The organism is Streptomyces sp. NPDC060000, assembly GCF_042737375.1.
Taxonomy (GTDB): domain Bacteria; phylum Actinomycetota; class Actinomycetes; order Streptomycetales; family Streptomycetaceae; genus Streptomyces.
This window is the reverse complement of sequence record NZ_JBHWUU010000009.1, coordinates 115,185-141,882: the sequence shown is the minus strand read 5'-3', so window position 1 is coordinate 141,882 and position 26,698 is coordinate 115,185. Positions and strand designations below refer to the sequence as shown.

Below are 26,698 nucleotides of genomic sequence, written 5' to 3'. Positions count from 1 at the left end.
GTACTCAGGAGAAAGTGACCGCCCGGAGCCCCTTACGCGCTGGCCAGTCGCCCTTTACTCTGATCCCTGCTCGGTAGTTACTCGTGAGTTAAACAAGAGCTGCCGTCAACAACAGTCGCGCGTCGAACGACGCCGCAACGAGCCAGCCGCACCGTCGCGGGTCCCGGAGGATGTCGTGAGCGACACACAGACACTGATCGAGAACCGTCCGCCGTCCGTCGCGGGCCTCTTCCTGGAGCGCGTGACGGCCACGCCCGACGCGGAGGCGTACCGGTACCCGGTGCCCTCCGCTTCCGGCGCGGGCCCCGACGACTGGAAGTCGCTGAGCTGGGCGCAGGCCGCCGAGCGGGTCTACGCGATCGCGGCCGGCCTCATCGAGCTGGGCGTACAGGCCGAGCAGCGCGTGGCGCTCGCCGCCTCGACCCGGCTCGAGTGGATCCTCGCCGACCTCGGCATCATGTGCGCCGGGGCCGCCACGACCACGGTCTACCCGCAGACGAACGCCGAGGAGTCGGCGTTCATCCTCTCGGACTCCGAGAGCAGGGTGCTGATCGCCGAGGACGCGGCCCAGCTCGCCAAGGCGGTCGAGAAGCGCGCCGAGCTGCCCGCCCTCACCCATGTGGTCGTGATCGACCCGGCCGGTGTCGAGACCGCCGACTGGATCCTCACCCTCGACGAGCTGGAGAGGCGCGGCGCCGCCCGGCTGGAGAAGGAAGCCGCGCTGATCAAGGAGCGGGTCGGCGCGATCACGAAGGACCAGCTCGCCACCCTCATCTACACCTCCGGCACCACGGGCCGGCCCAAGGGCGTCCGCCTGCCGCACGACAACTGGTCGTACATGGCGAAGGCGATCGCCGCGACCGGCCTGGTCGGCCCCGACGACGTGCAGTACCTGTGGCTGCCGCTCGCGCACGTCTTCGGCAAGGTCCTCACCTCCGGCCAGATCGAGGTGGGACACGTCACCGCCGTCGACGGCCGGGTCGACAAGATCATCGAGAACCTGCCGATCGTCCAGCCGACGTACATGGCCGCCGTGCCGCGCATCTTCGAGAAGGTCTACAACGGGGTCGCCGCCAAGGCCCGCGCGGGCGGCGGGGCCAAGTACAAGATCTTCCAGTGGGCCGCCGAGGTCTCCCGTGAGTACGCCAAGGCCGCGCAGGACAACTTCCGGCGCACCGGCACCGTCGCCGTCCCGTTCGCGCTCGGCGCCAAGCACAAGGTCGCCGACGCGCTCGTCTTCGCCAAGATCCGCGAGGCCTTCGGCGGCAACCTGCGCGCGTGTGTCTCCGGGTCGGCCGCCCTCGCGCCGGAGATCGGCTACTTCTTCGCCGGCGCCGGCATCCACATCCTCGAGGGCTACGGCCTGACGGAGTCCTCCGCGGCCTCCTTCATCAACCCCGGCGAGGCCTATCGCACCGGCACGGTCGGCAAGCCGCTGCCCGGCACCGAGGTGCGCATCGCCGACGACGGCGAGATCCTGCTGCGCGGCCCCGGCATCATGGAGGGCTACCACGGGCTCCCCGAGAAGACCGCCGAGGTCCTGGAGGCCGACGGCTGGTTCCACACCGGCGACATCGGCGAACTGTCGCCCGACGGTTACCTGCGCATCACCGACCGCAAGAAGGACCTCATCAAGACGTCCGGCGGCAAGTACATCGCGCCCGCCGAGGTCGAGGGACAGTTCAAGGCGGTGTGCCCGTATGTCTCCAACATCCTCGTGCACGGCGCCGACCGGAACTTCTGCACGGCGCTCATCGCCCTCGACGAGGTCTCGCTCCTCGACTGGGCGAAGGACAACGGACTGGCCGGGAAGTCGTACGCGGAGGTCGTCGCCGCGCCCGTCACCGTGGAGCTCATCGACGGCTACGTCAAGCAGCTCAACGAGGGCCTCCAGCGCTGGCAGACCGTCAAGAAGTTCCGGCTGCTGCCCCGGGACCTGGACGTGGAGCACGGCGAGATCACGCCGAGCCTGAAGCTGAAGCGGCCCGTCGTCGAGCGGGAGTACAAGCACCTGATCGACGAGATGTACGCGGGGTCGCGCGAGGCGTAGCGCCGGGCGTAACGCGGCGTACCGCGGGGCGGGGCGGCGCGAGGTGCGATGCGGGGGCGGTAGCCCGCCCCGGCACGCGGCCGCCTGCGACGCGGCCGCCCGGGCCGCCTGCGAGGCGGGCGCGCGACGCATGGTGCGAGGGCGCTTGCCGTGGCGCGACGGCGCGAGGGGGAGCGCGGCGCCGCGGGTGTCGCGCGGGGCGGGGGCGGAGCCCGAATGCTCGGATTCCGCCCCTCAAGCGTGCGTCATCGAACACGCGCGTGCACATGCGTAGCACGGTTCTCGGCAAGGACGGCCCACTTCGGTAACCCACCGCTCATGGCCGGGACCGGTCTGTCACCCTGTGGACATCCGAACTGTCCGGGGAGCTGCGCATGGGGGCCATTCCGACGCAACGGGAGACCGCCTCCCGTGCCCACGGCGCGCCCGCGCCCCCGAGTGCGCTCCCGTCCACCCGCGCGACCCTGACCGGAAGTCCCCTCGCGCCCGGCGCCGCCCGCGGGCTGGTGCGCGCCGCGCTGACGGAGTGGGCCGGCCTCGGCCTGCTCGGTGCCGAGGAACCCGGCGAGCGCCTCACACAGGACGCGGCACTCGTCGTCAGCGAGCTCGTCACCAACGCCGTCGTGCACGCCGGCACCGACGTCGGGCTGGAATGCCGGCTGGAGGAGGACCCCGAGCACCCCGGCGGCAGCCGCGCGGTCGTCGTCGAGGTCTGCGACCACCACCCCTCCCGCGCCCCTCGTGACGGCGCCCTCGAACCGTCGTACGGGACGCCGGAGTACGGCCGCGGTCTGCGCCTGGTCGCCGCGCTCGCCGACGCCTGGGGGGTGACGTACCGCAGGGGGGCGAAGACGGTCTGGGCCCGGCTGCTGCCGACGACCGCCGAGCCCGACGAACCCGTCCTCACCTTTCACCCCGGCCGCCTGCTCGACGGGTCCCCCGACCACGCCCTCGGCCCTGCTCCCGCTGCCGCGCCGGGTCTGCTCGAAGCCCTGGCCCCCGAGCCCCGGCCGGTCGGGGGCCAGGACCGGGACTGGCTCAACCGCGGTGCCCTCTCGTTCCTCGCGGAGGCGTCCGACCTGCTCGCCGGGCAGCTCGACGAGGATCTGGTGGCCGCGCTGACCGGCCAGCTGCTCGTGCCGCGGCTCGCCGACTGGTGCGCGGTGTGGCTGGAGGACGAGGTGAGCGGGCGCGGTGAGTGGGCCGGCGGGCCCGGGCCGCGGCTGGCCCGGGTCTGGCACGGCTGCGAGAGCCGGGTCGAGGAGCTGCGCCGGGCCCTGGAGAAGGATCCGCCGTGTCCGCCCGACGGCGGTCCGCGCTCCGGGCCCGAGCCCTTTCCCTGGCCCGGCGCGGTGCTTGGCCCGCACGGCGCGGCCCTCGCGTACCGGCTGATCGCGGGCGGCCGGCCGCTGGGCACCCTGGTCATCGGGCAGACCGGACTGCCGGCCTTCCCCGACGAGGTCACCGGGCTCGTCGAGGATCTCGGCCGCCGGGTGGCGCTGGCGATCGGCGCGGCACGTCAGTACGCCCGCCAGGCCACCATCAGCGCCGTTCTGCAACGGGGGCTGCTGCCCGGCGCGGTCGCCGAGATCCCCGGGGTGCGCAGCGCCCTCGTCTACGAGCCCCGCGAGCAGGGCGGGCCGAGCGGCGACTTCTACGACCTGTTCCCGGCGGGGGACGGCCGCTGGTGCTTCGCGGTGGGCGATGTGCAGGGCAAGGGCCCGGAGGCGGCCGTCGTGATCGGTCTGGCCCGCCCCTGGCTGCGGCTGCTGGCCCGCGAGGGGTACGGCGTCGCCGACGTCCTGGACCGGCTCAACCAGCTGCTCCTCGACGACGCGACCGAGGTCGCCGACGCCGCCGCCCGCGCCTTCGTCGGCCCCGCCGGGCCGGGAGACGGCCCGCAGACCCGCTTCCTCTCCCTCCTCTACGGCGAACTGGCCCCCTTCGAGGGAGGCGTCCGCTGCACGCTCGCCTCCGCCGGGCACCCGCTGCCGCTGCTGCTCGGGCCGGACGGCTCGGTCGCCACGGCCGGGCGTCCGCAGACCCTCCTCGGGGTCATCGAGGACGTCATGTACACCTGCGACAGCCTGGAGCTGCGGCCCGGCGACAGCCTGTTGTGCGTCACCGACGGCGTCACGGAACGGCGGTCGGGCTCCCGGCAGTTCGACGACGAGGACGGCCTCGCCGCCGCGCTTGCGGGCTGCGTCGGACTGGACGCGGAGCGGCTCGCGGAGCGGATCCGGCGACTGGTGCACGAGTTCGGCGAACAGCCGCCCGAGGACGACCTGGCGCTGCTGGTACTGCAGGCGGAATAGACACCGCCCCGGCCCATCCACCCGGACCCATCCCCAGGACCCATCCACCCATCCCCCATGCCCAGCCGCGCAGGCCCCGTCGGGCCTCCACCCAGGCCCAGTCGGTTCTCCACCCAGGCCCAGTCGGGCCTCCACCCAGGCTCCTCGGTCCGGGCCGGCCTCCGTCGGCGGGCAGGTGAGGGCCGTGGGCGGCGGGTGGGCGGGGGAGACGGGGTGGCCGGAGTCACGGATGTATCGTCCGGTTTGTGCTGAAGGCGACGAATGCCGCATCCGACCCGCCCACCCGTCGACGCGTTCTGATCGTCGGCGCGGGGTTCGGGCTGACCGTGACCGCCTGTGGCCGTGACACCGAGCCGCCCGAGGACGCCCGCGGGCCCGGCTTCCACGGGCTGCGTCAGGCCGGGGTGACGACCCCGCGCCAGTCCACCGTGCTGCTCCTCGCGTACGACCTCGATCCCGCCCTGCGGGGCGCGGCGGGCGCGCGTGAGCTGAAGGCGGTGCTCGGCACGTGGACGAACGCCCTCACGCAGACGCTGGGGTCGGCCGGCTCGCGCGCCGCCCGTCTCACCGCCACCCTCGGTGTCGGCCCGGCGCTGCCGGCGCGCCTCGGTCTGCGTGCCCCGGCCGCCCTGCGCGATCTGCCGCCGTTCACGGGTGACCGTCTCGACCCCGCCCGCTGCGGCGGCGATCTGCTCGTACAGCTCTGCGCCGACAGCGCGGAGACCACCGAGGCGACCGCCGAGACCCTGACCCAGCTGGCCGGGGACACCCTGCGCCCACGCTGGCGGCAGGACGGTTTCCTGCCCCCGTCCCCCGGCGGCGGCACGCCGCGCAATCTGCTCGGCTTCAAGGACGGGCCCGCCAACCCCACCCCCGAGGAGTGCGAACGCTGGGTGTGGTCGGGCAACGCCACCTTTCTCGTCGTACGCCGGATCCGGCTGCGCATCGAGGACTTCGCGCGGCTCGCCGAGCACCGGCAGGAGGAGATCGTCGGCCGTCGGCGCGAGACCGGCGGCCCGCTGGACGGCGGCCCCGAGGAGGCCGGGGCCGACCTCTCCGCCAGGACCCCGCAGGGCGCGTACGTCACCCCGGCGCGAGCCCATGTCCGGACCGTCGACCCCCGCCTCGACGCGGGGGCCCGGATGCTGCGCCGCGGCTACTCCTACGCCGACGGCCCCACCGACCAGGGCCTGCTGTTCCTGGCGTTCATGCGGGACCCCGCGCTGTTCGCCCGGGTGCAGCGCCGGATGGCCGCCCAGGACGAGCTGAGCGGCTTCGCCGAGGCCCGGGGCTCGGCGGTGGCCTACATCCTGCCGGGGGCCCGCCCGGGACACCCGCTCGGAGCGGAGCTGCTGGGCTGAAGGTCGGCCCGGTGCCCGTACGGTGCCAGTGCCAGTGCCAGTGCCGGTGCCGGTGCCGGTCCCCGCGCCGGGGTCGGGGCGGGGGCGGCGGGTGTGGTGCGGGCGTGCGGGACAATGGGCGGTATGCCTTCCGCACTTCCCGACGGTGAGCCGGTCCCCGACGACGGCGCACTCCCCACGCACGCGCTGGCCGGCGCCGCCGACCGCCCCCTCGGGTTCTATCTGCACGTCCCGTACTGTGCGACCCGCTGCGGCTACTGCGACTTCAACACCTACACCGCGACCGAGCTGCGCGGCTCCGGCGGTGTGCTCGCCTCCCGCGAGAACTACGCCGACACCCTGATCGACGAGGTCCGGCTGGCCCGCAAGGTCCTCGGCGACGACCCGCGCGAGGTCCACACGGTCTTCGTCGGCGGCGGCACGCCGACCCTGCTGGCCGCCTCCGACCTGGTACGGATGCTGGGCGCGATCCGCGAAGAGTTCGGTCTCGCGGCGGACGCGGAGGTGACGACGGAGGCCAACCCGGAGTCCGTCGACCCCGCCTATCTGGCCACCCTGCGCCAGGGCGGCTTCAACCGGATCTCCTTCGGCATGCAGAGCGCCCGGCAGCATGTGCTGAAGGTCCTCGACCGCACGCACACCCCCGGCCGGCCCGAGCGGTGCGTGGCCGAGGCCCGGGCGGCGGGCTTCGACCACGTCAACCTGGACCTGATCTACGGCACTCCGGGGGAGTCGGACGACGACTGGCGGGCCTCGCTGGACGCCGCCCTGGGAGCCCGCCCCGACCATGTCTCGGCGTACGCGCTGATCGTCGAGGAGGGCACGCAGCTCGCCCGCCGGATCCGCCGGGGCGAGGTCCCGATGACCGACGACGACGTCCACGCCGACCGCTATCTGATCGCCGAGGAGACCCTCTCCGCGGCGGGCTACGAGTGGTACGAGGTGTCGAACTGGGCCACCTCGGAGGCGGCCCGCTGCCTGCACAACGAGCTGTACTGGCGCGGCGCCGACTGGTGGGGCGCGGGCCCGGGCGCGCACTCCCACGTGGGCGGCGTGCGCTGGTGGAACGTCAAACACCCGGGGGCCTACGCGGCGGCGCTCGCGGCGGGCCGGTCGCCGGGGGCCGGACGCGAGCTTCTGCCGGACGAGGACCGGCGGGTGGAGCGGATCCTGCTGGAGCTGCGGCTGCGGGAGGGCGTACCCCTGGACCTGCTGCGGCCGCAGGGGCTCGCGGCATCGCGGCGGGCCCTGGCGGACGGGCTGCTCGACAGCGGTCCCTACGAGGAGGGGCGCGCCGTGCTCACCCTGCGCGGGCGGCTGCTGGCGGACGCGGTGGTGCGGGACCTGGTGGACTGAGCCCCGGAACCGGCGGACGGCCGGGGACTCAGGACACGGTCACGAAGTCGATCAGTTCCTCGACCCGCCCCAGCAGCTCCGGCTCGAGGTCCCGGTAGGACCCCACCCGCTTCAGGATCGCCTGCCAGACCGCCCCGGTGTTCTCCGGCCAGCCCAGTGCCCGGCACACGCCCGTCTTCCAGTCCTGGCCGTGCGGTACCCGCGGCCAGGCCTCGATCCCGACTGCCGACGGTTTCACGGCCTCCCAGATGTCGATGTACGGGTGGCCGACGACCAGGGCGTGCTCGCTCGTGACCGACCGCGCGATGCGCCACTCCTTCGTGCCGGGGACGAGGTGGTCCACCAGGACGCCCAGCCTGGCGTCCGGGCCCGGCGCGAACTCGGCGACGATCGACGGCAGGTCGTCCACGCCCTCCAGGTACTCCACGACCACGCCCTCCACGCGCAGGTCGTCGCCCCACACCTTCTCGACCAGCTCGGCGTCGTGCCGGCCCTCGACGTAGATACGGCCGGCGCGGGCGACACGCGCGCGTGCGCCGGGGACGGCGACCGAACCGGAGGCGGTACGGCTGGGACGTACGGGACCGCCGGAGGGAGGCCGTACGAGGGTCACGACCCTGCCCTCCAGCAGGAAGCCGCGCGGCTCGAGCGGGAACACCCGGTGCTTGCCGAAGCGGTCCTCCAGGGTCACCGTGCCCGCCTCGCAGCGGATCACCGCCCCGCAGAACCCGGTGCCGGGCTCCTCCACCACCAGGCCGGGCTCGGCCGGGACCTCGGGGACCGGCTTCGGCTTCTTCCAGGAAGGGGTCAGGTCGGTGTGGTACTGGCGCATTCGGATGACGATAGGAGAAGTCCGGGGCCGGTCAGGGCGACACGCCGAAACGGGCGCTCAGGGCGTCCCGTTGCGCCCGTACGAAGGCGGCGTCCACCACCGCCCCGTGACCGGGTACGTACAGCGCGTCCTCGCCGCCGAGATCGAGGAGACGGTCGAGGGCGGCGGGCCAGTGGGACGGTACGGCGTCCGGTCCTGCCTGCGGCTCGCCGGACTCCTCGACGAGGTCGCCGCAGAACACCGCCCCGGGACTGCCGGGGACGAGGACCACCAGGTCGTGGGCGGTGTGACCGGGCCCGACGTTCGCCAGCAGGACCTGTCGGCCGTCGCCCAGGTCGAGGGTCCACTCGCCGGAGACGAGGTGCCGGGGCCGGACGAGCGTGTCCGCGGCCTCCGTCGCCGCCGCCTCGTCGAGACCGTTGCGCACCGCGTCCGCCCGCAGCTCCTCGGCCGGCACGGTGTCCACGCCCACCGCCCCGAAGACCTCCGCGCCGGCGAAGGCCGCCGCACCGAACGCATGGTCGAAATGCGGGTGGGTGAGCGCGAGATGGGTCACACGGCCACCGGCGAGTTCCTCGGCGTGGGCCCGCAGCCGCACCCCCTCCGCCAGGCTCGATCCCGCGTCGATCATGAGGACCGCACCCGCCCCGACGACCAGCCCCGCCGTGCAGTCCCAGCCCGGCAGCCGGACCCGCCCCACTCCGGCCGCGACCCGCTCCCATCCGAGCTCTTCCCAAGTCACCGTCATACCGCGACGCTAGCCCTACGACGTTGCGCCAGGGGCCTACCTTGCCCCGGGTGTACCCCACAGCCGTACACTGGGCCGGGGAACGCTGGCACTCGGATGTGAAGAGTGCCAGGCGAGGCACCCAGGGGACTGGGGACGACTGCTGGAGGTGTGCGCGCGATGCTGAGTGAACGCAGGCTCCAGGTGCTGCGCGCCATCGTCCAGGACTACGTCGGCACCGAGGAACCCGTGGGGTCGAAGGCGCTCACCGAGCGGCACAGCCTCGGTGTCTCCCCGGCGACGGTCCGCAACGACATGGCCGCCCTGGAGGACGAGGGGTACATCGCCCAGCCGCACACCAGTGCCGGGCGGATCCCCACGGACAAGGGCTACCGGCTGTTCGTCGACAAGCTGGCCGGCGTCAAGCCGATGACCGGTCCCGAGCGGCGGGCCATCCAGAACTTCCTCGACGGCGCCGTCGACCTCGACGACGTGGTGGCCCGGACCGTACGGCTGCTCGCGCAGCTCACCCGGCAGGTCGCCGTCGTGCAGTACCCGTCCCTGACCCGTTCGACCGTGCGGCACGTGGAGCTTCTCTCGCTCGCGCCCGCGCGCCTGATGCTCGTGCTGATCACGGACACCGGGCGGGTCGAGCAGCGGATGGTGGACTGCCAGGCACCCTTCGGGGAGACCTCGCTGGCGGATCTACGCGCGCGGCTCAACAGCCGGGTCGCGGGCCGCCGGTTCGCGGACGTGCCGCATCTGGTGGAAGATCTGCCGGACGCCTTCGAGGCCGAGGACCGAGGCACGGTCACGACGGTGCTCTCCACTCTGCTGGAGACGCTCGTCGAGGAGAACGAGGAGCGGCTGATGATCGGCGGTACCGCCAATCTGACCCGCTTCGGACATGACTTTCCCCTCACCATCCGGCCCGTTCTGGAGGCACTGGAGGAGCAGGTCGTGCTCCTCAAGCTCCTTGGCGAGGCGGGGGATTCGGGCATGACCGTACGCATCGGTCACGAGAACGCCTATGAGGGACTCAACTCCACTTCCGTGGTGTCGGTCGGCTACGGTTCGGGCGGCGAGGCAGTCGCCAAGCTCGGCGTGGTCGGACCGACCCGCATGGATTACCCGGGAACGATGGGAGCGGTACGCGCAGTGGCACGGTACGTCGGACAGATCCTGGCGGAGTCGTAAGTGGCCACGGACTACTACGCCGTCCTCGGCGTGCGCCGCGACGCGTCGCAGGAAGAGATCAAGAAGGCCTTCCGGCGGCTCGCACGCGAGCTGCACCCGGACGTCAATCCGGATCCGAAGACCCAGGAGCGGTTCAAGGAGATCAACGCCGCTTACGAGGTGTTGTCGGATCCGCAGAAGAAGCAGGTCTACGACCTCGGCGGCGACCCGCTGTCGCAGTCGGGGGGCGGTGGCGCGGGCGGCTTCGGCGCCGGTGGCTTCGGGAACTTCTCGGACATCATGGACGCGTTCTTCGGGACGGCGTCGCAGCGCGGTCCGCGCTCGCGCACCCGGCGCGGCCAGGACGCGATGATCCGGCTGGAGATCGACCTCGAGGAGGCGGCCTTCGGCACCACCAAGGACCTCCAGGTCGACACGGCGATCGTCTGCACCACGTGCAGCGGCGAGGGCGCCGCCCCCGGAACCACGGCCCAGACGTGCGACATGTGCCGCGGCCGCGGTGAGGTGTCGCAGGTGACACGGTCCTTCCTGGGCCAGGTCATGACCTCGCGCCCGTGCCCGCAGTGCCAGGGCTTCGGCACCGTGGTGCCGACCCCGTGCCCGGAGTGCGCGGGCGACGGACGGGTGCGGTCGCGCCGCACGCTGACCGTGAAGATCCCGGCCGGTGTCGACAACGGCACCAGGATCCAGCTCGCGGGCGAGGGTGAGGTCGGCCCCGGCGGCGGCCCCGCCGGTGACCTGTACGTCGAGATCCACGAGTTGCCGCACGCGATGTTCCAGCGGCGCGGTGACGATCTGCACTGCACGGTGACGCTGCCGATGACCGCGGCGGCGCTCGGCACCAAGGTGCCGCTGGAGACGCTGGACGGGATGGAAGAGGTCGACATCCGGCCCGGCACCCAGTCCGGCCAGTCGATCCCCCTGCACGGCCGGGGCGTCACGCATCTGCGCGGCGGGGGGCGTGGTGACCTCATCGTGCATGTCGAGGTCCAGACGCCGAGCAAGCTCGACCCCGAGCAGGAGCGGGTGCTGCGGGAGCTGGCCAAACTGCGGGGTGAGGAGCGGCCCATCGGGCAGTTCCAGCCCGGGCAGCAGGGGCTGTTCTCCCGGCTGAAGGACGCGTTCAACGGGCGGTGACGGTGGCTGCGCGGGGGCTGTTTCCGCCCCCGCCGCCCCTTCCCCTCCCGCCCCTGGGGGCTGCGCCCCCAGACCCCCGCTTCGGCGCTGAACCGGCGGCCTCGTCCTCGAGTTCCCCCTGAGAGGGGACCCCCGGACGGGCTGAAGAGCTGGCACGTGCCAATGGGAAGGGCCGATTCGGACTTGTTCGGAGGACGTGACAACATGCCGTCATGTCCTCCGCACTGACCGATCTCTTCCCTCATCCGATCGTGCAGGCCCCCATGGCGGGCGGTGTCTCCCTCCCGCGGCTGACGGCCGCCGTGTGCGAGGCCGGTGGGCTCGGATTCCTGGCCGCCGGGTACAAGACGGCGGACGGCCTGTACCAGGAGATCAAGCAACTGCGGAGCCTCACGACCCGTCCCTTCGGCGTGAACCTCTTCATGCCGCAGCCGGAGAACGCGGAGAGGGGCGCCGTCGAGGTCTACGCCCACCAGCTGGCCGGTGAGGCCGCCTGGTACGAGACCGAGCTCGGCGACCCGGACAGCGGCCGCGACGACGGCTACGACGCGAAGCTCTCGGTGCTGCTGGACAACCCGGTGCCCGTGGTGTCGTTCCACTTCGGCGTCCCGAGCGGCGAAACGCTGGCGTCCCTGCGGCGCGCGGGAACGTTCACCCTGGTCACGGCGACCACCACCGAGGAGGCCCTGGCGGTGGAGCGGGCCGGCGCGGACGCGGTGATCGTGCAGGGCGTGGAGGCCGGCGGGCACCAGGGCACCCACCGGGACAACCCCGAGACCGACGGCTCCGGCATCGGACTGCTCGCGCTGATCGCCCAGGTCCGCGGATCCGTGAACCTGCCGGTCGTCGCCGCGGGCGGGCTCATGCGCGGCAGCCAGATCGCCGCGGTCCTCGCGGCAGGCGCGAGCGCGGCCCAGCTGGGCACCGCGTTCCTCGTCACGCCCGAGTCCGGCGCGCACGCCCTGCACAAGCAGGCGCTGACCAACCCCCTCTTCGTGCGCACCGAACTGACCCGCGCCTTCTCCGGCCGACCGGCCCGCGGCCTGGTCAACCGCTTCCTGCGCGAGCACGGCCCGTACGCGCCCGCCGCCTACCCGGAGGTCCACCACCTCACCGCGCCGCTGCGCAAGGCGGCCGCGCGGGCGGGCGACGCGCAGGGCATGGCGCTCTGGGCGGGACAGGGCCACCGGCTGGCCCGCGAGCTGCCCGCCGGGCAACTGGTGGAGGTCCTGGTGTCCGAAATCGCCGCGGCCCGGACAGCGTTGTCGGAGTACCCGGCCGGTGACGGCGGTCTCTCATGACCGCGCCCGTCTTCGTCGTCGACGAATTCCCGGCCTCCCGCTCCACGATGGTGCTGGACGGCCCCGAGGGCCGGCACGCCGTCTCCGTGAAGCGGCTGCGGACCGGCGAGGAGGTCGTCCTCACCGACGGCGCCGGACGCTGGGCGCGGGGCGAGGTCGCCGCCGCGGAGGGCAGGGACCGGCTGGTGGTGAGCCTGGGAGAGGTGATCGAGGAGCCCGCCGAGTCGCCCCGGATCACCGTCGTCCAGGCCCTGCCGAAGGGCGACCGGGGTGAGCTGGCCGTCGAGACGATGACCGAGACCGGCGTCGACGCGATCGTGCCGTGGGCGGCCTCGCGCTGCATCACCCAGTGGAAGGGCGAGCGCGGCGCGAAGGCGCTCGCCAAGTGGCGGGCCACCGCCCGCGAGGCCGGCAAGCAGTCCCGCCGGGTCCGTTTCCCCGAGGTCGCCGAGGCGTCGACGTCCCGGCAGGTGGCGGCGCTGCTCGCCCGGGCCGACTTCGCCGCCGTCCTGCACGAGGACCGCGACTACGGCAGTGCGCCCCTCGCCACCGCCGAACTCCCCACCGGGGGTGAGATCGTGCTCGTGGTGGGACCCGAAGGGGGCGTCTCGCCCGACGAGTTGGCGCTCTTCGAGGAGGCGGGCGCGAAGGCGTACCGGCTCGGGCGGAGCGTCCTGCGCACCTCGACAGCCGGTACGGCGGCCGCGTCCCTGATCATGGGCAGGACCGGTCGCTGGTCCTGACCCCCATCGGTCCGCCCATCGGGAGAAAACCGTGGAATTCGCCCAAGTAAGGCTGCTGGTCACCGACTTCGCCGCCTGCTACCACTTCTACGCCGACGTCCTCGGGCTCAAGCCGCAGTCGGGGGCGGAGCACGGACCGTACGAGAAGTTCTCTCCCGCTACCGGCTCGACGGGGATCGCCATCCAGGACCGGGCGATGATGGCGCGGGTGCTCGGCGAACTGGGCGGTGCGGCGAACGGTCACCGGTCCCTGGTGGCCCTGCGCGTCGACGACCTGGACGCCACCTGTGCGCGGATCACCGCCCGCGGCGCCACCCTGATCCACGGCCCCGCCCCGATGACCGACCGGATGCGCGTCGCCCACCTCAAGGACCCTGAGGGCAATCTGGTGGAACTTCAGGAGTGGCTCCTGCTGATTGGCTGAGCGCGACGGTGGTGAACAACTCCCAGCCGTTCAACTCCCCTTCCAGTGGCAGCAGTTCCCGATTGACGGCCTCGTCGACCAGGGCGCGCACCACACCGGGTCTGTTCAGGTTGAGGTGATGGTGGCGGTCGCCCACCCCGCCGCTGTGCCCGTAGGCGACGCTGCCCACGTAACGCCCTTCACCGGCCTGGAAGACGATGTGGGTGCGCACGCCGTCCCGGTGCAGGGTGAGGACCTCCTGGCACGGCCGTCCGTCCCCGTGCCGGTGGCGGACCGTCCACACATAGGTGGTCGACTCGTCCACGACGAGGGTCCTCCGGCGCCGTTTGTCGTTCATGCCTCCACGGTAGAACCCGCGCGGAATGTGACCGCATACGGGCTACCGCACCGCCTGCCCGAGTGGCACGCTGCCGTCCATGGGGGCATTGAGGCGTATTTGGCTTCTCCCGGTGGTGGCCGGGGCGGCGATCGGCGTCGTGGCGTGCGAGCCGGGCGGGTTGAGCACCATGTCCGTGGCGTACACCACCGACGAGGCCGCGACGGCCGAGATCCAGCGGCGGGACGTGGACGTGCGCTGGCTGACCTGCACGGCCCAGTACAAGGACCAGCGGAAGGCGGGGACCGTCGCCTCCGTGGACTGCCGGGGAAAGACCGCCGACGGGCGGGACATCACGGTCAAGGGGCAGGTCGCACGGGCGGTCGACGGGGCCTGTGTACGGGGGGATCTCACCGCTGTCGTCGGCAAGAAGCAGTTGTTCCGGGTGAGCGGGCTCGGTGACTGCAAGTCCGCGACGCCCTCGCCGGTCAGCCCGTCCGGTTCCGCCCGCCCGGGCGCCCGCCCGACGGTCACCGTGACCGTCACCGTCACCGAGACGATGGGCGGAGGCGGGAACGGAGGCGGCGGAGGGAAGTGATCGAAAGCCCTGACCTGCGGTCCCGCCCTTGCATACAGTGATCCGGTGACCCAGTCCGCGACGCCTGCCGCATACCTCCGATTCCCCCACCTGCACGGCGACTTGGTGGCCTTCACCGCCGAGGACGACGTGTGGCTGGCCCCCCTCGACGGCGGGCGCGCCTGGCGCGTCAGCGCCGACAACAGGCCGGTGACCCTGCCGCGTATCTCACCCGACGGCACCATGGTCGCCTGGACCTCCGCCCGCGACGGCGCCCCCGAGGTGCACATCGCCCCCGTCGACGGCGGCCCGTCGACCCGGCTGACGTACTGGGGGAGCCGGCAGACCCGGGTGCGGGGCTGGACCCCGGACGGTCAGGTCCTCGCCGTCAGCACCCACGACCAGGCGACCCTGCGACGCAGCTGGGCCCGCGCCGTCCCCGTCGACGGCGGCCCGGCGACGACCCTGCCGTACGGGCCGGTCGGCACGGTCGCCCACGGCCCGCACACCGTGCTGCTGTCCGCGTCGATGGGCCGCGAGGCCGCCCACTGGAAGCGCTACCGGGGCGGTACGGCGGGCAGGTTGTGGATCGACCGGGAGGGCGACGGGGAGTTCGTCCGGCTGCACGAGGAGCTGGACGGCAACATCGAGTACCCGGTGTGGGCAGGGGAGCGCTTGGCGTTCCTGTCCGACCACGAGGGCACGGGGGCCCTGTACTCCTCCCTCGCCGACGGGTCCGACCTACGGCGGCACACCCCCCTCGAAGGCTTCTACGCCCGGCACGCCGCCGGTGACGGCACCCGGGTCGTGTACATGTCCGCGGGCGAGCTGTGGCTGCTCGACGACCTCGACGGCGCCGAACCGCGTCGGCTCGACAGCCGCCTCGGCGGGCAGCGCGCCGACCGCCGCCCCTACCCGGTGAGTGCCGCCCGGTGGCTGGGCGCCGCCGCACCCGACCACACCGCGCGCGGCAGCGCCGTGGAGGTACGCGGAGCCGTGCACTGGGTGACCCACCGCAGCGGACCGGCCCGCGCGCTCGCCGCCGAACCCGGCGTCCGGGCCCGGCTGCCGCGCACCTTCCGCACGGAGGGCGAGGAATGGGTCGTGTGGGTGACGGACGCCGAGGGGGAGGACGCGCTGGAGTTCGCCCCGGCCACCGGGCCGGCCCCCGGCGCCTCCCCGCGCCGGCTCGCCGCCGGACGGCTCGGCCGGGTCCTGGAGCTCGCCATGGCGCCCGACGGCAGCCGGGCCGCCGTCGCCGCGCACGACGGGCGGCTGCTGCTCGTCGAGCGGGAGTCCGGTGAGGTCCGCGAGGTCGACAGCAGCCCCGACGGCGAGGTGTCCGACCTGGTCTTCTCACCCGACTCGGCATGGCTGGCCTGGTCGCACCCCGGGCCGCGCCCGCTCAGCCAGCTCAAGCTCGCCAACGTCACCGACCTGTCGGTCACCGAGGCGACCCCGCTGCGCTTCCGGGACTACGCGCCCGCCTTCACCCTCGACGGCAGGCACCTCGCGTTCCTCTCCGCGCGCGCCTTCGACCCGGTCTACGACGAGCACGTCTTCGATCTCTCCTTCGTGGCCGGCGCCCGCCCGCACCTCATCACCCTCGCGGCGACCACCCCGTCCCCCTTCGGCCCGCAGCGGCACGGCAGGCCCTTCGAGGCCCCCGACAAGGACGAGACGCCCGACAGCGAGGGCATCCCGACCACCCGTATCGACCTCGAAGGCCTCGCCGACCGGATAGTCCCCTTCCCGGTGGAGGCCGGCCGCTACTCCGGCCTCGCCGCGGCGAAGGACGGCGTCCTGTGGCTGCGGCACCCCGTGCGCGGTGTCCTCGGCGCCTCCCGCGCCACCCCGGACGACCCCGACCCGCACACCGAACTCGAGCGCTACGACCTCGCCCAGCAGCGCATCGAACACCTCGCCGCCGACGCCGACGGCTACGAGGTCAGCGGCGACGGCAAGCGGCTGCTGCTGTGGACCGACGGCAAGCTCAAGGTCGTCCCGAGCGACCGGCGCGCCTCGGGCGACGAGGACAGCGACAGCAACATCACCGTCGACCTCGGCCGGGTCCGCCGCAGCGTCGACCCAACCGCCGAGTGGCGGCAGATGTACGACGAGACCGGCCGGATCATGCGGGACAACTTCTGGCGGCCCGATCTGGGCGGAGTCGACTGGGACGGCGTCCTCGACCGCTACCGGCCCGTGCTGGAGCGGGTCGCGACCCACGACGACCTCGTCGACCTGCTGTGGGAGGTGCACGGCGAACTCGGTACCTCGCACGCCTACGTCACACCGCGCGGCGGCCACGGCGGCCGCGCCCGGCAGGGCCTGCTGGGCGCGGACATCTCCCGTCACCCCGACGGCAGCTGGCGCATCGACCGGATCCTGCCCTCGGAGACCTCCGACCCCGACGCGCGCTCCCCGCTGGCCGCACCCGGCGTCGCGGTGCGGGCCGGTGACGCGATCGTCGCCGTCGGCGGGCAGCAGGTGGACCCGGTCACCGGGCCCGGACCGCTGCTCGCAGGCACCGCGGGCAGGATCGTCGAGCTGACGATCTCGCCGTCCGGCGGGGGCGAGCCGAGGCACGCCGTCGTCGTCCCCGTCGCGGACGAGGAGACGCTGCGCTACCACGCGTGGGTGTCGGACCGGCGGGCCTATGTGCACGAGGCCTCCGGCGGCCGGCTGGGGTATCTGCACGTGCCCGACATGCAGGCGCCCGGGTGGGCCCAGATCCACCGTGACCTGCGGGTGGAGGTCACGCGGGAGGGGCTGGTCGTGGACGTGCGGGAGAACCGGGGCGGCCACACCTCCCAACTGGTCGTCGAGAAGCTCGCCCGGCGCATCGTCGGCTGGGACCTGCCGCGCGGGATGCGGGCGTCCAGCTATCCGGAGGACGCGCCCCGGGGGCCCGTCGTCGCCGTCGCCAACGAGTTCTCCGGGTCCGACGGGGACATCGTCAACGCGGCGATCAAGGCGCTCGGGATCGGGCCGGTGGTGGGCACGCGTACGTGGGGCGGGACGATCGGGATCGACAGCAGGTACCGGTTGGTCGACGGGACGCTCGTCACGCAGCCCAAGTACGCGTTCTGGCTGGAGGGGTACGGGTGGGGCGTGGAGAACCACGGCGTCGATCCCGACGTCGAGGTGGTCACCCGGCCCCAGGACTACGCGGCCGGACGGGACGTCCAGCTGGACGAGGCGGTGTCGCTGGCGCTGGCCGCTCTGCGCGAGACGCCGGCGAAGACGCCTCCGCTGCTGCCGGGGTCATAGCTCACCCGGCGTCGGTGCGACCGTCTCCGGAGGCTGCCGCCCCCAGACCCCCGCTTCGGCCTGAACGGCCTCGTCCTCAAGCGCCGGACCGGCTGGAGCAGGCCACCCCCGCTACCATGCCCCCGTACTGATCAACCGTCCGAGGAGGAACTCGCATGGCAGGGGAAGCGCAGGACGACTGTCTGTTCTGCAAGATCGTCGCGGGGACCATCCCGGCGACGATCGTGCGGGAGACCGAGACGACCATCGCGTTCCGGGACATCAACCCCCAGGCGCCCACCCACGTCCTGGTGATCCCGAAGGCGCACTACCGGGACGCCGCCGCCCTCGCGGCCGGCGCGCCGGAGCTCGCCGCCGACGTGCTGCGCGAGACGCAGGCGGTCGCCGACCTGGACAAGCTGGAGAGCTACCGCGTCGTCTTCAACACCGGGACCGGCGCGGGCCAGACCGTCTGGCACGCCCACGCCCATGTCGTCGGCGGCCGCGGTCTGCACTGGCCCCCCGGATAGACCGCCGTGTCCGTACGCGAACTGGTGGTGCTCGGCACCGCCAGCCAGGTCCCGACCCGGCACCGTAACCACAACGGCTACCTCCTGCGCTGGGACGGCGAGGGCATCCTCTTCGACCCGGGCGAGGGCACCCAGCGCCAGATGCTGCGCGCCGGGGTCGCCGCGCACGACCTCAACCGGATCTGCGTCACGCACTTCCACGGCGACCACTCCCTCGGGCTGGCCGGCGTCATCCAGCGCATCAACCTGGACCAGGTCCCGCATCCGGTAACCGCGCACTTCCCGCGCTCCGGACAGCGCTTCTTCGACCGGCTGCGCCACTCCACCGCCTACCGCGAGACGGTAGGCATCACCGAGGCGCCGGTCGACGCGGACGGAGTCCTCGCCACCACCTCGTCCTACCGGCTCGAAACCGCCGGGCTGTCGCACCCCGTCGAGTCCTACGGCTACCGGATCGTCGAGCCCGACGGCCGTCGCATGCTGTCCGAGCGGCTGGCCGAGCACGGCATCAAGGGGCCGGACGTCGGCCGGATCCAGCGGGAGGGTTCGATCGGCGGGGTGTCGCTGGACGACGTCAGCGAGGTGCGGCGCGGACAGCGGTTCGCGTTCGTCATGGACACCCGGCTGTGCGACGGGGTGCACGCGCTCGCCGACGGCGCCGACCTGCTCGTCATCGAGTCGACGTTCCTCGACGAGGACGAGCGACTCGCCGTCGACCACGGGCATCTGACGGCCGGCCAGGCAGCGCGGGCGGCTCGGGACGCGGGGGTGCGACATCTCGTCCTCACCCACTTCAGCCAGCGCTACCCGGACGCGGAGGAGTTCGAGCGGCAGGCGCGAGCGGCCGGGTTCGAGGGCGAGCTGACCGTGGCGTACGACCTCCTGCGGGTGCCGGTTCCGAAACGGCGGTAAAGCGGCCGTACGATGCTTTGATGCCCCTCCCCAAAGCTGAACTGCACCTGCACATCGAAGGAACCCTGGAGCCCGAGCTGGCTTTCGAGCTGGCCGCCCGCAACGGGGTCGCGCTGCCGTACGCCGACACGGAGGAGCTCCGCAAGGCGTACCAGTTCGAGGATCTCCAGTCCTTCCTGAACCTGTACTACGAGCTCATGGCCGTGCTGCGCACCGAGCGGGACTTCGAGGACCTCGCGAACGCCTATCTCGCCCGGGCCGCCGCGCAGGGCGTGCGGCACGCGGAGATCTTCTTCGACCCGCAGGCCCACCTCGCCCGCGGGGTGGAGATGGGCACGGTCGTGGAGGGGCTGTGGCGCGCGCTGGGCAGCAGCGAGGCCGACCACGGCATCTCGACCCGTCTGATCCTCTGCTTCCTGCGCGACGAGTCCGCCGAGTCGGCGCTGGAGACCCTGGAGGCGGCGCGGCCCCACCTCGACCGGATCACCGGGGTCGGCCTGGACTCCGCCGAGGTCGGCCATCCGCCGGTGAAGTTCCGCGAGGTGTACGAGGCGGCGGCCGCCCTCGGGCTGCGGCGCGTCGCGCACGCCGGTGAGGAGGGTCCGCCGGAGTACATCACCGAGGCCCTGGACGTGCTGGGCGTGGAGCGCGTCGACCATGGCCTCAGGTGCATGGAGGACCCGGCGCTCGTCGCGCGGCTGGTGCGGGAGCGGATCCCGCTGACGCTGTGCCCGCTGTCCAACGTCCGGCTGCGGACCGTCGACGTCCTCGCCGACCACCCGCTGCCCGCCATGCTCGACGCCGGGCTGCTGTGCACCGTCAACTCCGACGACCCCGCCTACTTCGGCGGGTACGCCGGCGACAACTTCGACGCGGTGGGCGCCGCTCTGGGCCTGGGCGAGGAGCGGCTGCGCGAACTGGCCCGCAACTCCTTCGTCGCCTCGTTCCTGGAGGACGACGAGGAGCGGCGGGCGCGGTATCTCGCGGAGGTCGACAACTACACGTTCTGACAGCCGCACCTACTGACAGCCGCACCTACTGACAGCCGCATCTACTGGCAGCCGCATCTGCCAGCAGATGCACTGACTGGCAGATGCGCTTACCGGTAGCGGCACGTTCTGACGGCTCCGCGCTCCAGGGGGCCTGTGGCTCAGTCGCCGGCCCCCGGTGCGGCGCCCGCGGGCCGGGGGCCGGCCGTGCCGTAGGCGTCCCGGAGGGGTACCGCCGAGCCGTCCACCCGAATTTCCACCACCGGGATCTCCACCACCTGGGGCTCCGGGACGCCGCCGCGCCGCCGGACCGTGCCCGCGACCGGCGAACCTCCGCCCGCGCGCACGGCGACGGCGGTCATCGGTACGGCGACGACCAGCAGCCCGGCCCCCAGGACCAGCCCCATCGCCGGGAACCCGGCCCACGCCGACAGCACGCTCCCGGTCAGCGGCCCCGCCGCCGTGCCCAGCGAGGACGCCGACCCGACGAGTACCGCCCAGCGGCCGCGCGGGTCGAGCGAGGCGGCCAGTCCGATCAGGTACGACAGCACGATCGGGTAGAGCGTGTTCCAGGCGATCTCGCCGACCGCGAAGCTGACCGGCCCGGTCGCGGAGGCGCTGGCGACGACGCAGCCGGCGATCAGAACCGTCCCCGCGCCGATGGGCACCGCCCGCCCGAGCCGCGCCCCGAGCATCCCGGCGCCCAGCACACCCGTGAGCCCGGCTCCCAGCGCCACCGCGAAGACGACGCCGACGGTGGCCTCGCCGAGGTGCGCCTGGGTCAGGCCGATGCGGCCGCTGACGCCCCAGAGCGAGTTCTGGACCAGGGACCAGCAGGGCATGGCGGCGGCCAGGACGAGTCCGGCTCGGAGCCGGGGCAGCCGCGGGCGGTCCTCGCGGCGGGTGGGGGCGGGTGCCGTGCGGCCGGGCAGACGGCCCGTCAGCGGCCATACCGCGAGCGCGGTGAGGGCGATCGCGGCCAGCGGCTGTCCGTGCCCCGCGCCCAGGTGCGGCACCGTCAGATAGACGACGCCCGCGAGCGCGGAGACCCCGAGCAGGCCCGCCGTGGAGACACGGTGCGGGTCGGGCTCGGCGGCGATCCGGGTGGCGGCGACCGTCGTGACCGTGCCGGAGCCGAGACCGCCGAGGACCGCGCCCGCGATCACGGTGGTCACGTCACCGGCGAGGGCGGCACCGCCGTACCCCAGTACGGCGAGGGTGAGGCCGATCCGGGCGAGCGTCCGCGCCCCGATCCGCTCCACACGGGAGGCGAGCAGGAACCCGGCGGCGGCCGAACCGAGCAGCAGCGCACTGCCGACGGCTCCCGCCTCGGTGGCGGACAGCGGCAGCCCGGCGTCCAGTCGGCCGACCACGGTCGGCAGCAGGTAGGGGGCGAGGTACCCGGCCGTGAAAAGGGCGACGACGGGCCAGGGCATGGTGGTGCGTGGGGCGAACACGGGCGTTCCAGGGCGTGCGAAAGAGGCGGCTCGGAGCAAGGGTTGGGGCGCCGACCGTCGACGGACAGGAACGCGCGGGCAATTTGTATCAAGCACGGAGTGCGAGGTGAAGCGCGGGGTGGGTGATGTGGATCACCATGCGTTTGCGGTGGGGGAGGGAGGGTAGGCGCGGGCGCTACCGCCAGTCGGGGGCGCCCCCGAAGCCCGGGGCCGTCGCCTCGATCTTCGCCCTGATCTCCCGCATCACCGCGACGATCCGCTCCTCGTGCTCCGGCGTCAGCCGGGCCACCGGAACCGAGCAGCTGACCGCGTCCTGCGCGGGAGTGTCGTAACGCAGCGCGAACCCGAACCCCACGATGCCGAGGACGCCCTCCTCGCGGTCCACGGAGTACCCGCGCGCCCGTACCTCGGCGAGGTCGGCGAGCAGCGCCCGACGGCTCGTGCGGGAGTGCGGGGTGAAGGCCTCGTACGGCCCCTCGGGCAGCTCCTCGTCCGGCCGCTGTGCCAGCAGCGCCTTGCCGAGCGCGCCGACGTGCGCGGGGAGCCGCCGCCCGACCCGGCTGATCGTGCGCAGGTACTCGTGGGACTCGCGCGTCGCCAGATACGTCACGCCCAGGCCGTCCAGCCGGCCCAGGTGGATCGTCTCGCCCAGCGCCTCGGACGCCTCGTCGAGACAGGGCCGCACCAGCCGGACGCGCGGGTCGGAGTCGAGATAGCTCGTGCCGGTCAGCAGGGCGTGGATGCCGATGCCGTAGAGGGAGCCGGTCACGTCCGTGCGCACCCAGCCCCGGCTGATCAGGGTCTGGAGCAGCGCGTACATCGAGCTGCGCGGCACGCCCAGCTCGTCCGCCAGCTCCTGCAGCCGGGCCGGCCGGTCGCCGCGGGCCGCCAGCAGTTCCAGCAGCTCGACCGTGCGCGCCGCGGACTTCACCTCGCGGACGCCCCCTGTCTCCGACATGAGTCGATCGTAAGGCGGTACGGGTGGCGCAGCGCAGGCCAGGGCGGCATGCCCGGACCGTGCGCCCCGGCTGCGCGTCCCGACCGTGCGCCCCGGCCGTGCGTCCCGTCCGTGCGCCCGGGCCGTCCGAGCCGCTCGCCGGGCGTGTGCTGGGCGCGCATGCCCTGTTGACGGCTGACGTTCGCGTATCTAACCTCCATCTTCATACGTAGATGACCTCCACTTAGGGAGAGGAACGAGGGTGAGCCCCGACACGGAAACGGTTGGGCGCCTGCGGAGGAGTACCGGCAGGTCGTGACGATCACCGTCGAGGAGGCGGCCGGCCGCCTGCCCGTCATCGCCGCCGTCGGCCACGGCTGGGCCCAGGCACCGACCCCTCGCCCGCCGACCTCGCAGAACTCAGAACCCTTCTGACCACCGGCCTCGACCTCGTAGGAGCCGCGCTGTGAGTCCCGACCTCACGATCGCCGACGTCCGCCTGACCCCGATCCTGGTCGCCGACCCGCCCCTGCTCAACACCCAGGGCGTGCACCAGCCGTACACCCCCCGGCTGATCGTGGAGGTGGAGACGGCGGACGGCATCACCGGCGTCGGCGAGACGTACGGCGACGCCAGGTACCTGGAACTGGCCCGCCCGTTCGCCGAGAAGCTCCACGGCCGCCCGGTGAGCGATCTGAACGGCCTGTTCACCCTCGCCGACGAGGTGGCCGTCGACAGCTCCCGGATCTCCGGACAGGTGGACGTCGGCGGGCTGCGCGGCGTCCAGACCGCCGGCAAACTGCGCCTGTCCGTCGTCTCCGCCTTCGAGGTCGCCTGCCTCGACGCCCTGGGCAAGGCACTCGGCCTGCCCGTGCACGCCCTGCTCGGCGGCAAGGTGCGCGACTCGGTCGAATACAGCGCCTATCTCTTCTACCGGTGGGCCGACCACCCCGAGGGCGTCCCCGCGGAGAAGGACGACTGGGGCGCCGCCGTCGACCCGGCCGGAGTCGTCGAGCAGGCCCGGCGCTTCAAGGAGCGCTACGGCTTCACCTCCTTCAAGCTCAAGGGCGGTGTCTTCCCGCCGGACGAGGAGATCGCGGCCGTACGGGCGCTGGCCGAGGCGTTCCCCGGACATCCGCTGCGGCTCGACCCCAACGGCGCCTGGTCCGTCGAGACCTCGCTGAGGGTCGCCGGCGAGATCGGCGGCATCCTCGAGTACCTGGAGGACCCGGCCCTCGGCACCCCGGCCATGGCCGAGGTGGCCGCGAGGACCGATGTGCCGCTCGCCACCAACATGTGCGTGACGACGTTCGCCGAGATCAAGGAGGCGTTCACACGCGACGCCGTACAGGTCGTCCTCTCCGACCACCACTACTGGGGCGGACTGCGCAACACCCGGCAACTCGCCGCGATCTGCCGGACGTTCGGCGTCGGCATCTCCATGCACTCCAACACCCACCTGGGTATCTCGCTGGCCGCCATGACCCACGTGGCGTCCACCGTCCCCGACCTCCACCACGCCTGCGACTCCCACTACCCCTGGCAGTCGGAGGACGTGCTCACGGAACGCCTGACCTTCGACGACGGCAGGGTCACCGTGTCGGACGCGCCCGGCCTGGGCGTCGAACTCGACCGGGACAGGCTCGGGTCGCTGCACCGGCGCTGGCTCGACGACGACGGAGCCCTGCGCGAACGCGACGACGCGGCGGCCATGCGGGTGGCCGAACCCGGGTGGGTCACCCCGGCCGTTCCCCGCTGGTGACTCCGTGAGGGCATGGCCCGTGCCGGGGAGGGAAGTGTCCCCGCGTCGCGTGTGACGGACGGCGTGTTGTCGGTGGTGTGGTGCACACTGGCCAGATCGGCACCACGTCAGGGAGCGCACCGTGACCGCGTCCAACGCGTCCACCGGAGAGGGACACCACCGCCACACCGGCAAGGCCGGCCACACCGGCCAGACCTGCCCGGCCGCCCGGGTCGACCCCCTGGCCGCCCGGCGCGTCCCCGACGATCCACCGTGGGACGTCTACCTCACCGGCACCGTCTTCCTCGACATCATCTTCACCGGGCTCGACTCGGCCCCGGTGCGCGGGACCGAGTCCTGGGCGCGCGGCATGGGGTCGAGCCCCGGTGGCGTCGCCAACATGGCCACCGCGCTCGCCCGGCTCGGCCTGCGCACCTCCCTCGCGGCGGCCTTCGGGGACGACCACTACGGTGAATACTGCTGGGACGCCCTCGAACAGGGCGAGGGCATCGACCTCACTACCTCGCGCTCGGTCCCCGGCTGGCATTCGCCGGTCACCGTCTCCATGGCCTACGAGGGCGAGCGGACCATGGTCTCCCACGGGCACGAACCGCCGCCGGAAGCCGTACTGGTCGAGGAGGGCGCCCCGGAGGACGCGCCGCACGCCCGCGCCGCCGTCGCCTCCCTCACCCCCGGCAAACAGGCCCCCTGGATCGCGCGGGCCGCCGCTCGCGGCACCCGCATCTTCGCCGACGTCGGCTGGGACGACACCGGCGCGTGGGACCTGGCCGGCCTCGCCGACCTGGCGCACTGCGAGGCCTTCCTGCCGAACGCGGAGGAGGCCATGCGCTACACCGGCGCCACCTGTCCCCGCGCCGCCGCCCACGCCCTCACCGAGTACGTACCGCTCGCGGTCGTGACACTCGGCGCGGAGGGCGCCTACGCCGTCGACCGGCGTTCCGGCGAGTCCGCCGAGGTCCCGGCCATCGCCGTCGAGGCCCTCGACCCCACCGGCGCGGGGGACGTCTTCGTGGCCGGTTTCGTCACCGGCACCCTGGCCGGCTGGCCGCTAGCCGACCGCCTGGCCTTCGCCGGCCTCACGGCAGCCCTCTCCGTGCAGGAGTTCGGCGGCTCGCTCTCCGCACCCGGCTGGTCCGAGATCGCGGCCTGGTGGCGCAGGGTCCAGTCGGTCGAGAGCCAGGACCCCGAGGCGCTGCGCCGGTACGCGTTCCTGGAGAACCTGCTCCCGGCCCTGCTCCCGGCGGTGGAGGAGGCCACCCCGTGGCCGCTGCGCAGAGCGGTGCCGACGATCGGTTTCGGCCGTTCGGCATGACCACGGGACCCGCTCGGCCCGTGCCGGGACCCGGGAAAACCCTGCGGCGTTGTCAGTCCCCTGGCGTACCCTTGAATCGCCAGGCTGCCCCTGTGGCAGGCGAGACGCATCCGGGAGGACGTAGAGGCCTTCGGCCCGCCTATGACTCAGACACCCACAGCTCACACGCCCGCGCAGGGCAAGGCGAGAGCACAGTTCACCGTTCCCGCCCAGCACCCCATGGTGACCGTGCTGGGATCCGGAGACTCCCTTCTGCGCGTGATAGAGACGGCTTTCCCGGCGGCCGACATCCACGTCCGGGGCAATGAGATCAGCGCGGTCGGCGACCCACGGGAAGTCGCTCTCGTCCAGCGCCTGTTCGACGAGATGATGCTGGTGCTCCGCACCGGGCAGCCGATGACGGAGGACGCAGTGGAACGCTCGATCGCCATGCTGCGGGCGAGTGAGAACGGGACGAGTGACGGCCAGGAGACCCCGGCCGAGGTTCTGACACAGAACATCCTGTCCTCGCGCGGTCGCACCATCAGACCCAAGACCCTCAACCAGAAGCGGTACGTCGACGCGATCGACAAGCACACGATCGTCTTCGGCATCGGCCCCGCAGGCACCGGCAAGACCTACCTGGCCATGGCCAAGGCGGTCCAGGCCCTCCAGTCCAAGCAGGTCAACCGCATCATCCTGACCCGCCCCGCGGTCGAGGCGGGGGAGCGGCTCGGCTTCCTGCCGGGCACGCTGTACGAGAAGATCGACCCCTATCTGCGCCCGTTGTACGACGCGCTGCACGACATGCTCGACCCGGACTCGATCCCGAAGCTGATGGCCTCGGGGACGATCGAGGTGGCGCCCCTTGCGTACATGAGGGGCCGGTCCCTGAACGACTCCTTCATCATTCTGGACGAGGCCCAGAACACGAGCCCCGAGCAGATGAAGATGTTCCTCACCCGGCTCGGCTTCGACTCGAAGATCGTGATCACGGGTGACGTGACGCAGGTCGACCTGCCGAACGGCACGAAGTCGGGTCTGCGCCAGGTCCAGGACATCCTGGAGGGGGTCGACGACGTCCACTTCTCCCGCCTGTCGTCCCAGGACGTCGTCCGGCACAAGCTGGTCGGCCGTATCGTCGACGCGTACGAGAAGTACGACAGTGCCAACGGTACGGAGAACGGCACCCACCAGGGCGGCCGTAACAAGCGGAAGTAGACAAGCAGCAC

22 protein-coding genes and 1 pseudogene are annotated in these 26,698 nt (G+C 72.8%); 18 read left to right on the top strand and 5 right to left on the bottom strand.

What is annotated here, in order from left to right; all coding sequences use genetic code 11:
• Positions 1–175: 175 nt before the first annotated feature.
• The 4 genes from ACFWBB_RS07930 to hemW all read left to right on the top strand — a co-directional run bounded on the left by ACFWBB_RS07930 (position 176) and on the right by hemW (position 7,082).
• Positions 176–2,050 (top strand): AMP-dependent synthetase/ligase, encoded by a 1,875-nt coding sequence (locus ACFWBB_RS07930; protein ID WP_385268259.1) that lies wholly within the window; start codon positions 176–178, stop codon positions 2,048–2,050.
• A gap of 374 nt (positions 2,051–2,424) precedes the next feature.
• Positions 2,425–4,365 (top strand): SpoIIE family protein phosphatase, encoded by a 1,941-nt coding sequence (locus tag ACFWBB_RS07925; RefSeq protein WP_385268257.1) that lies wholly within the window; start codon positions 2,425–2,427, stop codon positions 4,363–4,365.
• A gap of 245 nt (positions 4,366–4,610) precedes the next feature.
• The gene (locus ACFWBB_RS07920) at positions 4,611–5,726 is read left to right on the top strand and encodes a Dyp-type peroxidase (RefSeq protein ID WP_385268255.1); all 1,116 of its coding nucleotides are present in this window, start codon (positions 4,611–4,613) and stop codon (positions 5,724–5,726) included.
• A gap of 123 nt (positions 5,727–5,849) precedes the next feature.
• Positions 5,850–7,082: a radical SAM family heme chaperone HemW gene (hemW, locus tag ACFWBB_RS07915; RefSeq protein ID WP_385268253.1), complete on the top strand. Its 1,233-nt coding sequence runs from the start codon at positions 5,850–5,852 to the stop codon at positions 7,080–7,082.
• Between the two features lie 28 nt (positions 7,083–7,110).
• On the opposite strand, the gene ACFWBB_RS07910 is transcribed toward hemW, so the two are convergent.
• Together ACFWBB_RS07910 and ACFWBB_RS07905 are read right to left on the bottom strand one after the other, a co-directional pair.
• A complete protein-coding gene (locus ACFWBB_RS07910) occupies positions 7,111–7,914 on the bottom strand; it encodes a DUF3097 domain-containing protein (RefSeq protein ID WP_385268251.1) in 804 nt (267 codons plus the stop codon).
• Positions 7,915–7,945: 31 nt separating this feature from the next.
• A complete protein-coding gene (locus ACFWBB_RS07905) occupies positions 7,946–8,662 on the bottom strand; it encodes an MBL fold metallo-hydrolase (protein ID WP_385268249.1) in 717 nt (238 codons plus the stop codon).
• Positions 8,663–8,821: 159 nt separating this feature from the next.
• Between ACFWBB_RS07905 and hrcA the strand changes: the two genes are divergently transcribed.
• From hrcA to ACFWBB_RS07880, 5 genes are all read left to right on the top strand, one after another.
• Entirely contained in the window at positions 8,822–9,838 is a 1,017-nt protein-coding gene (hrcA, locus tag ACFWBB_RS07900; RefSeq protein WP_385268247.1) for a heat-inducible transcriptional repressor HrcA, read from the top strand.
• Positions 9,839–10,975: a molecular chaperone DnaJ gene (gene dnaJ / locus ACFWBB_RS07895; RefSeq protein ID WP_385268245.1), complete on the top strand. Its 1,137-nt coding sequence runs from the start codon at positions 9,839–9,841 to the stop codon at positions 10,973–10,975.
• A 212-nt stretch (positions 10,976–11,187) separates the two neighbouring features.
• On the top strand, positions 11,188–12,276 hold the full coding sequence (locus tag ACFWBB_RS07890; protein ID WP_385268243.1) for a nitronate monooxygenase: 1,089 nt from the start codon (positions 11,188–11,190) through the stop codon (positions 12,274–12,276).
• Positions 12,273–13,019 carry a 16S rRNA (uracil(1498)-N(3))-methyltransferase gene (locus ACFWBB_RS07885; protein WP_385268241.1) on the top strand — a complete coding sequence of 249 codons (747 nt, stop codon included), beginning with the start codon at positions 12,273–12,275 and terminating at the stop codon, positions 13,017–13,019. Before ACFWBB_RS07890 ends, ACFWBB_RS07885 begins: the two co-directional genes overlap by 4 nt.
• 31 nt (positions 13,020–13,050) lie before the next feature.
• Positions 13,051–13,443 (top strand): VOC family protein, encoded by a 393-nt coding sequence (locus ACFWBB_RS07880; protein ID WP_385268239.1) that lies wholly within the window; start codon positions 13,051–13,053, stop codon positions 13,441–13,443.
• Here ACFWBB_RS07880 and ACFWBB_RS07875 read toward each other — a convergent pair.
• Positions 13,385–13,780 carry a hypothetical protein gene (locus tag ACFWBB_RS07875; protein ID WP_385268237.1) on the bottom strand — a complete coding sequence of 132 codons (396 nt, stop codon included), beginning with the start codon at positions 13,778–13,780 and terminating at the stop codon, positions 13,385–13,387. The two genes, ACFWBB_RS07880 and ACFWBB_RS07875, sit on opposite strands and share 59 nt — an antisense overlap.
• A gap of 79 nt (positions 13,781–13,859) precedes the next feature.
• Here ACFWBB_RS07875 and ACFWBB_RS07870 point away from each other — a divergent pair, with 79 nt between their 5' ends.
• The 5 genes from ACFWBB_RS07870 to ACFWBB_RS07850 all read left to right on the top strand — a co-directional run bounded on the left by ACFWBB_RS07870 (position 13,860) and on the right by ACFWBB_RS07850 (position 20,040).
• Entirely contained in the window at positions 13,860–14,357 is a 498-nt protein-coding gene (locus ACFWBB_RS07870) for a hypothetical protein (protein WP_385268235.1), read from the top strand.
• A gap of 45 nt (positions 14,358–14,402) precedes the next feature.
• Positions 14,403–17,609, top strand: a complete 3,207-nt coding sequence (locus ACFWBB_RS07865) for a S41 family peptidase (RefSeq protein ID WP_385268233.1) — start codon at positions 14,403–14,405, stop codon at positions 17,607–17,609.
• Positions 17,610–17,764: 155 nt separating this feature from the next.
• Positions 17,765–18,118 carry an HIT domain-containing protein gene (locus tag ACFWBB_RS07860; protein ID WP_385268231.1) on the top strand — a complete coding sequence of 118 codons (354 nt, stop codon included), beginning with the start codon at positions 17,765–17,767 and terminating at the stop codon, positions 18,116–18,118.
• Between the two features lie 6 nt (positions 18,119–18,124).
• Positions 18,125–19,030: a ribonuclease Z gene (locus ACFWBB_RS07855; protein ID WP_385268229.1), complete on the top strand. Its 906-nt coding sequence runs from the start codon at positions 18,125–18,127 to the stop codon at positions 19,028–19,030.
• A gap of 20 nt (positions 19,031–19,050) precedes the next feature.
• On the top strand, positions 19,051–20,040 hold the full coding sequence (locus ACFWBB_RS07850) for an adenosine deaminase (RefSeq protein ID WP_385268227.1): 990 nt from the start codon (positions 19,051–19,053) through the stop codon (positions 20,038–20,040).
• 140 nt (positions 20,041–20,180) lie between these two features.
• Here the strand turns inward: ACFWBB_RS07850 and ACFWBB_RS07845 are convergent, their stop codons facing one another.
• Positions 20,181–21,476: an MFS transporter gene (locus ACFWBB_RS07845; RefSeq protein ID WP_385268225.1), complete on the bottom strand. Its 1,296-nt coding sequence runs from the start codon at positions 21,474–21,476 to the stop codon at positions 20,181–20,183.
• A 175-nt stretch (positions 21,477–21,651) separates the two neighbouring features.
• Complete coding sequence (locus ACFWBB_RS07840; RefSeq protein ID WP_385268223.1) at positions 21,652–22,434, bottom strand: IclR family transcriptional regulator; 783 nt, start codon at positions 22,432–22,434, stop codon at positions 21,652–21,654.
• Positions 22,435–22,710: 276 nt separating this feature from the next.
• Between ACFWBB_RS07840 and ACFWBB_RS07835 the strand changes: the two are divergent.
• The 4 genes and pseudogenes from ACFWBB_RS07835 to ACFWBB_RS07820 form a co-directional block, all read left to right on the top strand.
• Positions 22,711–22,803: pseudogene (locus ACFWBB_RS07835) on the top strand (5-dehydro-4-deoxyglucarate dehydratase); the annotation flags it as partial.
• A gap of 76 nt (positions 22,804–22,879) precedes the next feature.
• Positions 22,880–24,175 (top strand): glucarate dehydratase family protein, encoded by a 1,296-nt coding sequence (locus ACFWBB_RS07830; RefSeq protein WP_385268221.1) that lies wholly within the window; start codon positions 22,880–22,882, stop codon positions 24,173–24,175.
• 121 nt (positions 24,176–24,296) lie between these two features.
• Complete coding sequence (locus ACFWBB_RS07825) at positions 24,297–25,487, top strand: carbohydrate kinase family protein (protein ID WP_385268219.1); 1,191 nt, start codon at positions 24,297–24,299, stop codon at positions 25,485–25,487.
• Positions 25,488–25,628: 141 nt separating this feature from the next.
• Positions 25,629–26,687 (top strand): PhoH family protein, encoded by a 1,059-nt coding sequence (locus ACFWBB_RS07820; protein ID WP_385268217.1) that lies wholly within the window; start codon positions 25,629–25,631, stop codon positions 26,685–26,687.
• The last annotated feature ends 11 nt before the right edge of the window (positions 26,688–26,698 follow it).

Coding starts and splice junctions, on each gene's coding strand:
- hrcA (WP_385268247.1), top strand. CDS start 8,822: ATGCTGAGTGAACGCAGGCTCCAGGTGCTGCGCGCCATCGTCCAGGAC.
- ACFWBB_RS07850 (WP_385268227.1), top strand. CDS start 19,051: ATGCCCCTCCCCAAAGCTGAACTGCACCTGCACATCGAAGGAACCCTG.
- ACFWBB_RS07885 (WP_385268241.1), top strand. CDS start 12,273: ATGACCGCGCCCGTCTTCGTCGTCGACGAATTCCCGGCCTCCCGCTCC.
- ACFWBB_RS07840 (WP_385268223.1), bottom strand. CDS start 22,434: ATGTCGGAGACAGGGGGCGTCCGCGAGGTGAAGTCCGCGGCGCGCACG.
- ACFWBB_RS07890 (WP_385268243.1), top strand. CDS start 11,188: ATGTCCTCCGCACTGACCGATCTCTTCCCTCATCCGATCGTGCAGGCC.
- ACFWBB_RS07820 (WP_385268217.1), top strand. CDS start 25,629: ATGACTCAGACACCCACAGCTCACACGCCCGCGCAGGGCAAGGCGAGA.
- ACFWBB_RS07905 (WP_385268249.1), bottom strand. CDS start 8,662: ATGACGGTGACTTGGGAAGAGCTCGGATGGGAGCGGGTCGCGGCCGGA.
- ACFWBB_RS07860 (WP_385268231.1), top strand. CDS start 17,765: ATGGCAGGGGAAGCGCAGGACGACTGTCTGTTCTGCAAGATCGTCGCG.
- ACFWBB_RS07875 (WP_385268237.1), bottom strand. CDS start 13,780: ATGAACGACAAACGGCGCCGGAGGACCCTCGTCGTGGACGAGTCGACC.
- ACFWBB_RS07910 (WP_385268251.1), bottom strand. CDS start 7,914: ATGCGCCAGTACCACACCGACCTGACCCCTTCCTGGAAGAAGCCGAAG.
- ACFWBB_RS07925 (WP_385268257.1), top strand. CDS start 2,425: ATGGGGGCCATTCCGACGCAACGGGAGACCGCCTCCCGTGCCCACGGC.
- hemW (WP_385268253.1), top strand. CDS start 5,850: ATGCCTTCCGCACTTCCCGACGGTGAGCCGGTCCCCGACGACGGCGCA.
- ACFWBB_RS07870 (WP_385268235.1), top strand. CDS start 13,860: ATGGGGGCATTGAGGCGTATTTGGCTTCTCCCGGTGGTGGCCGGGGCG.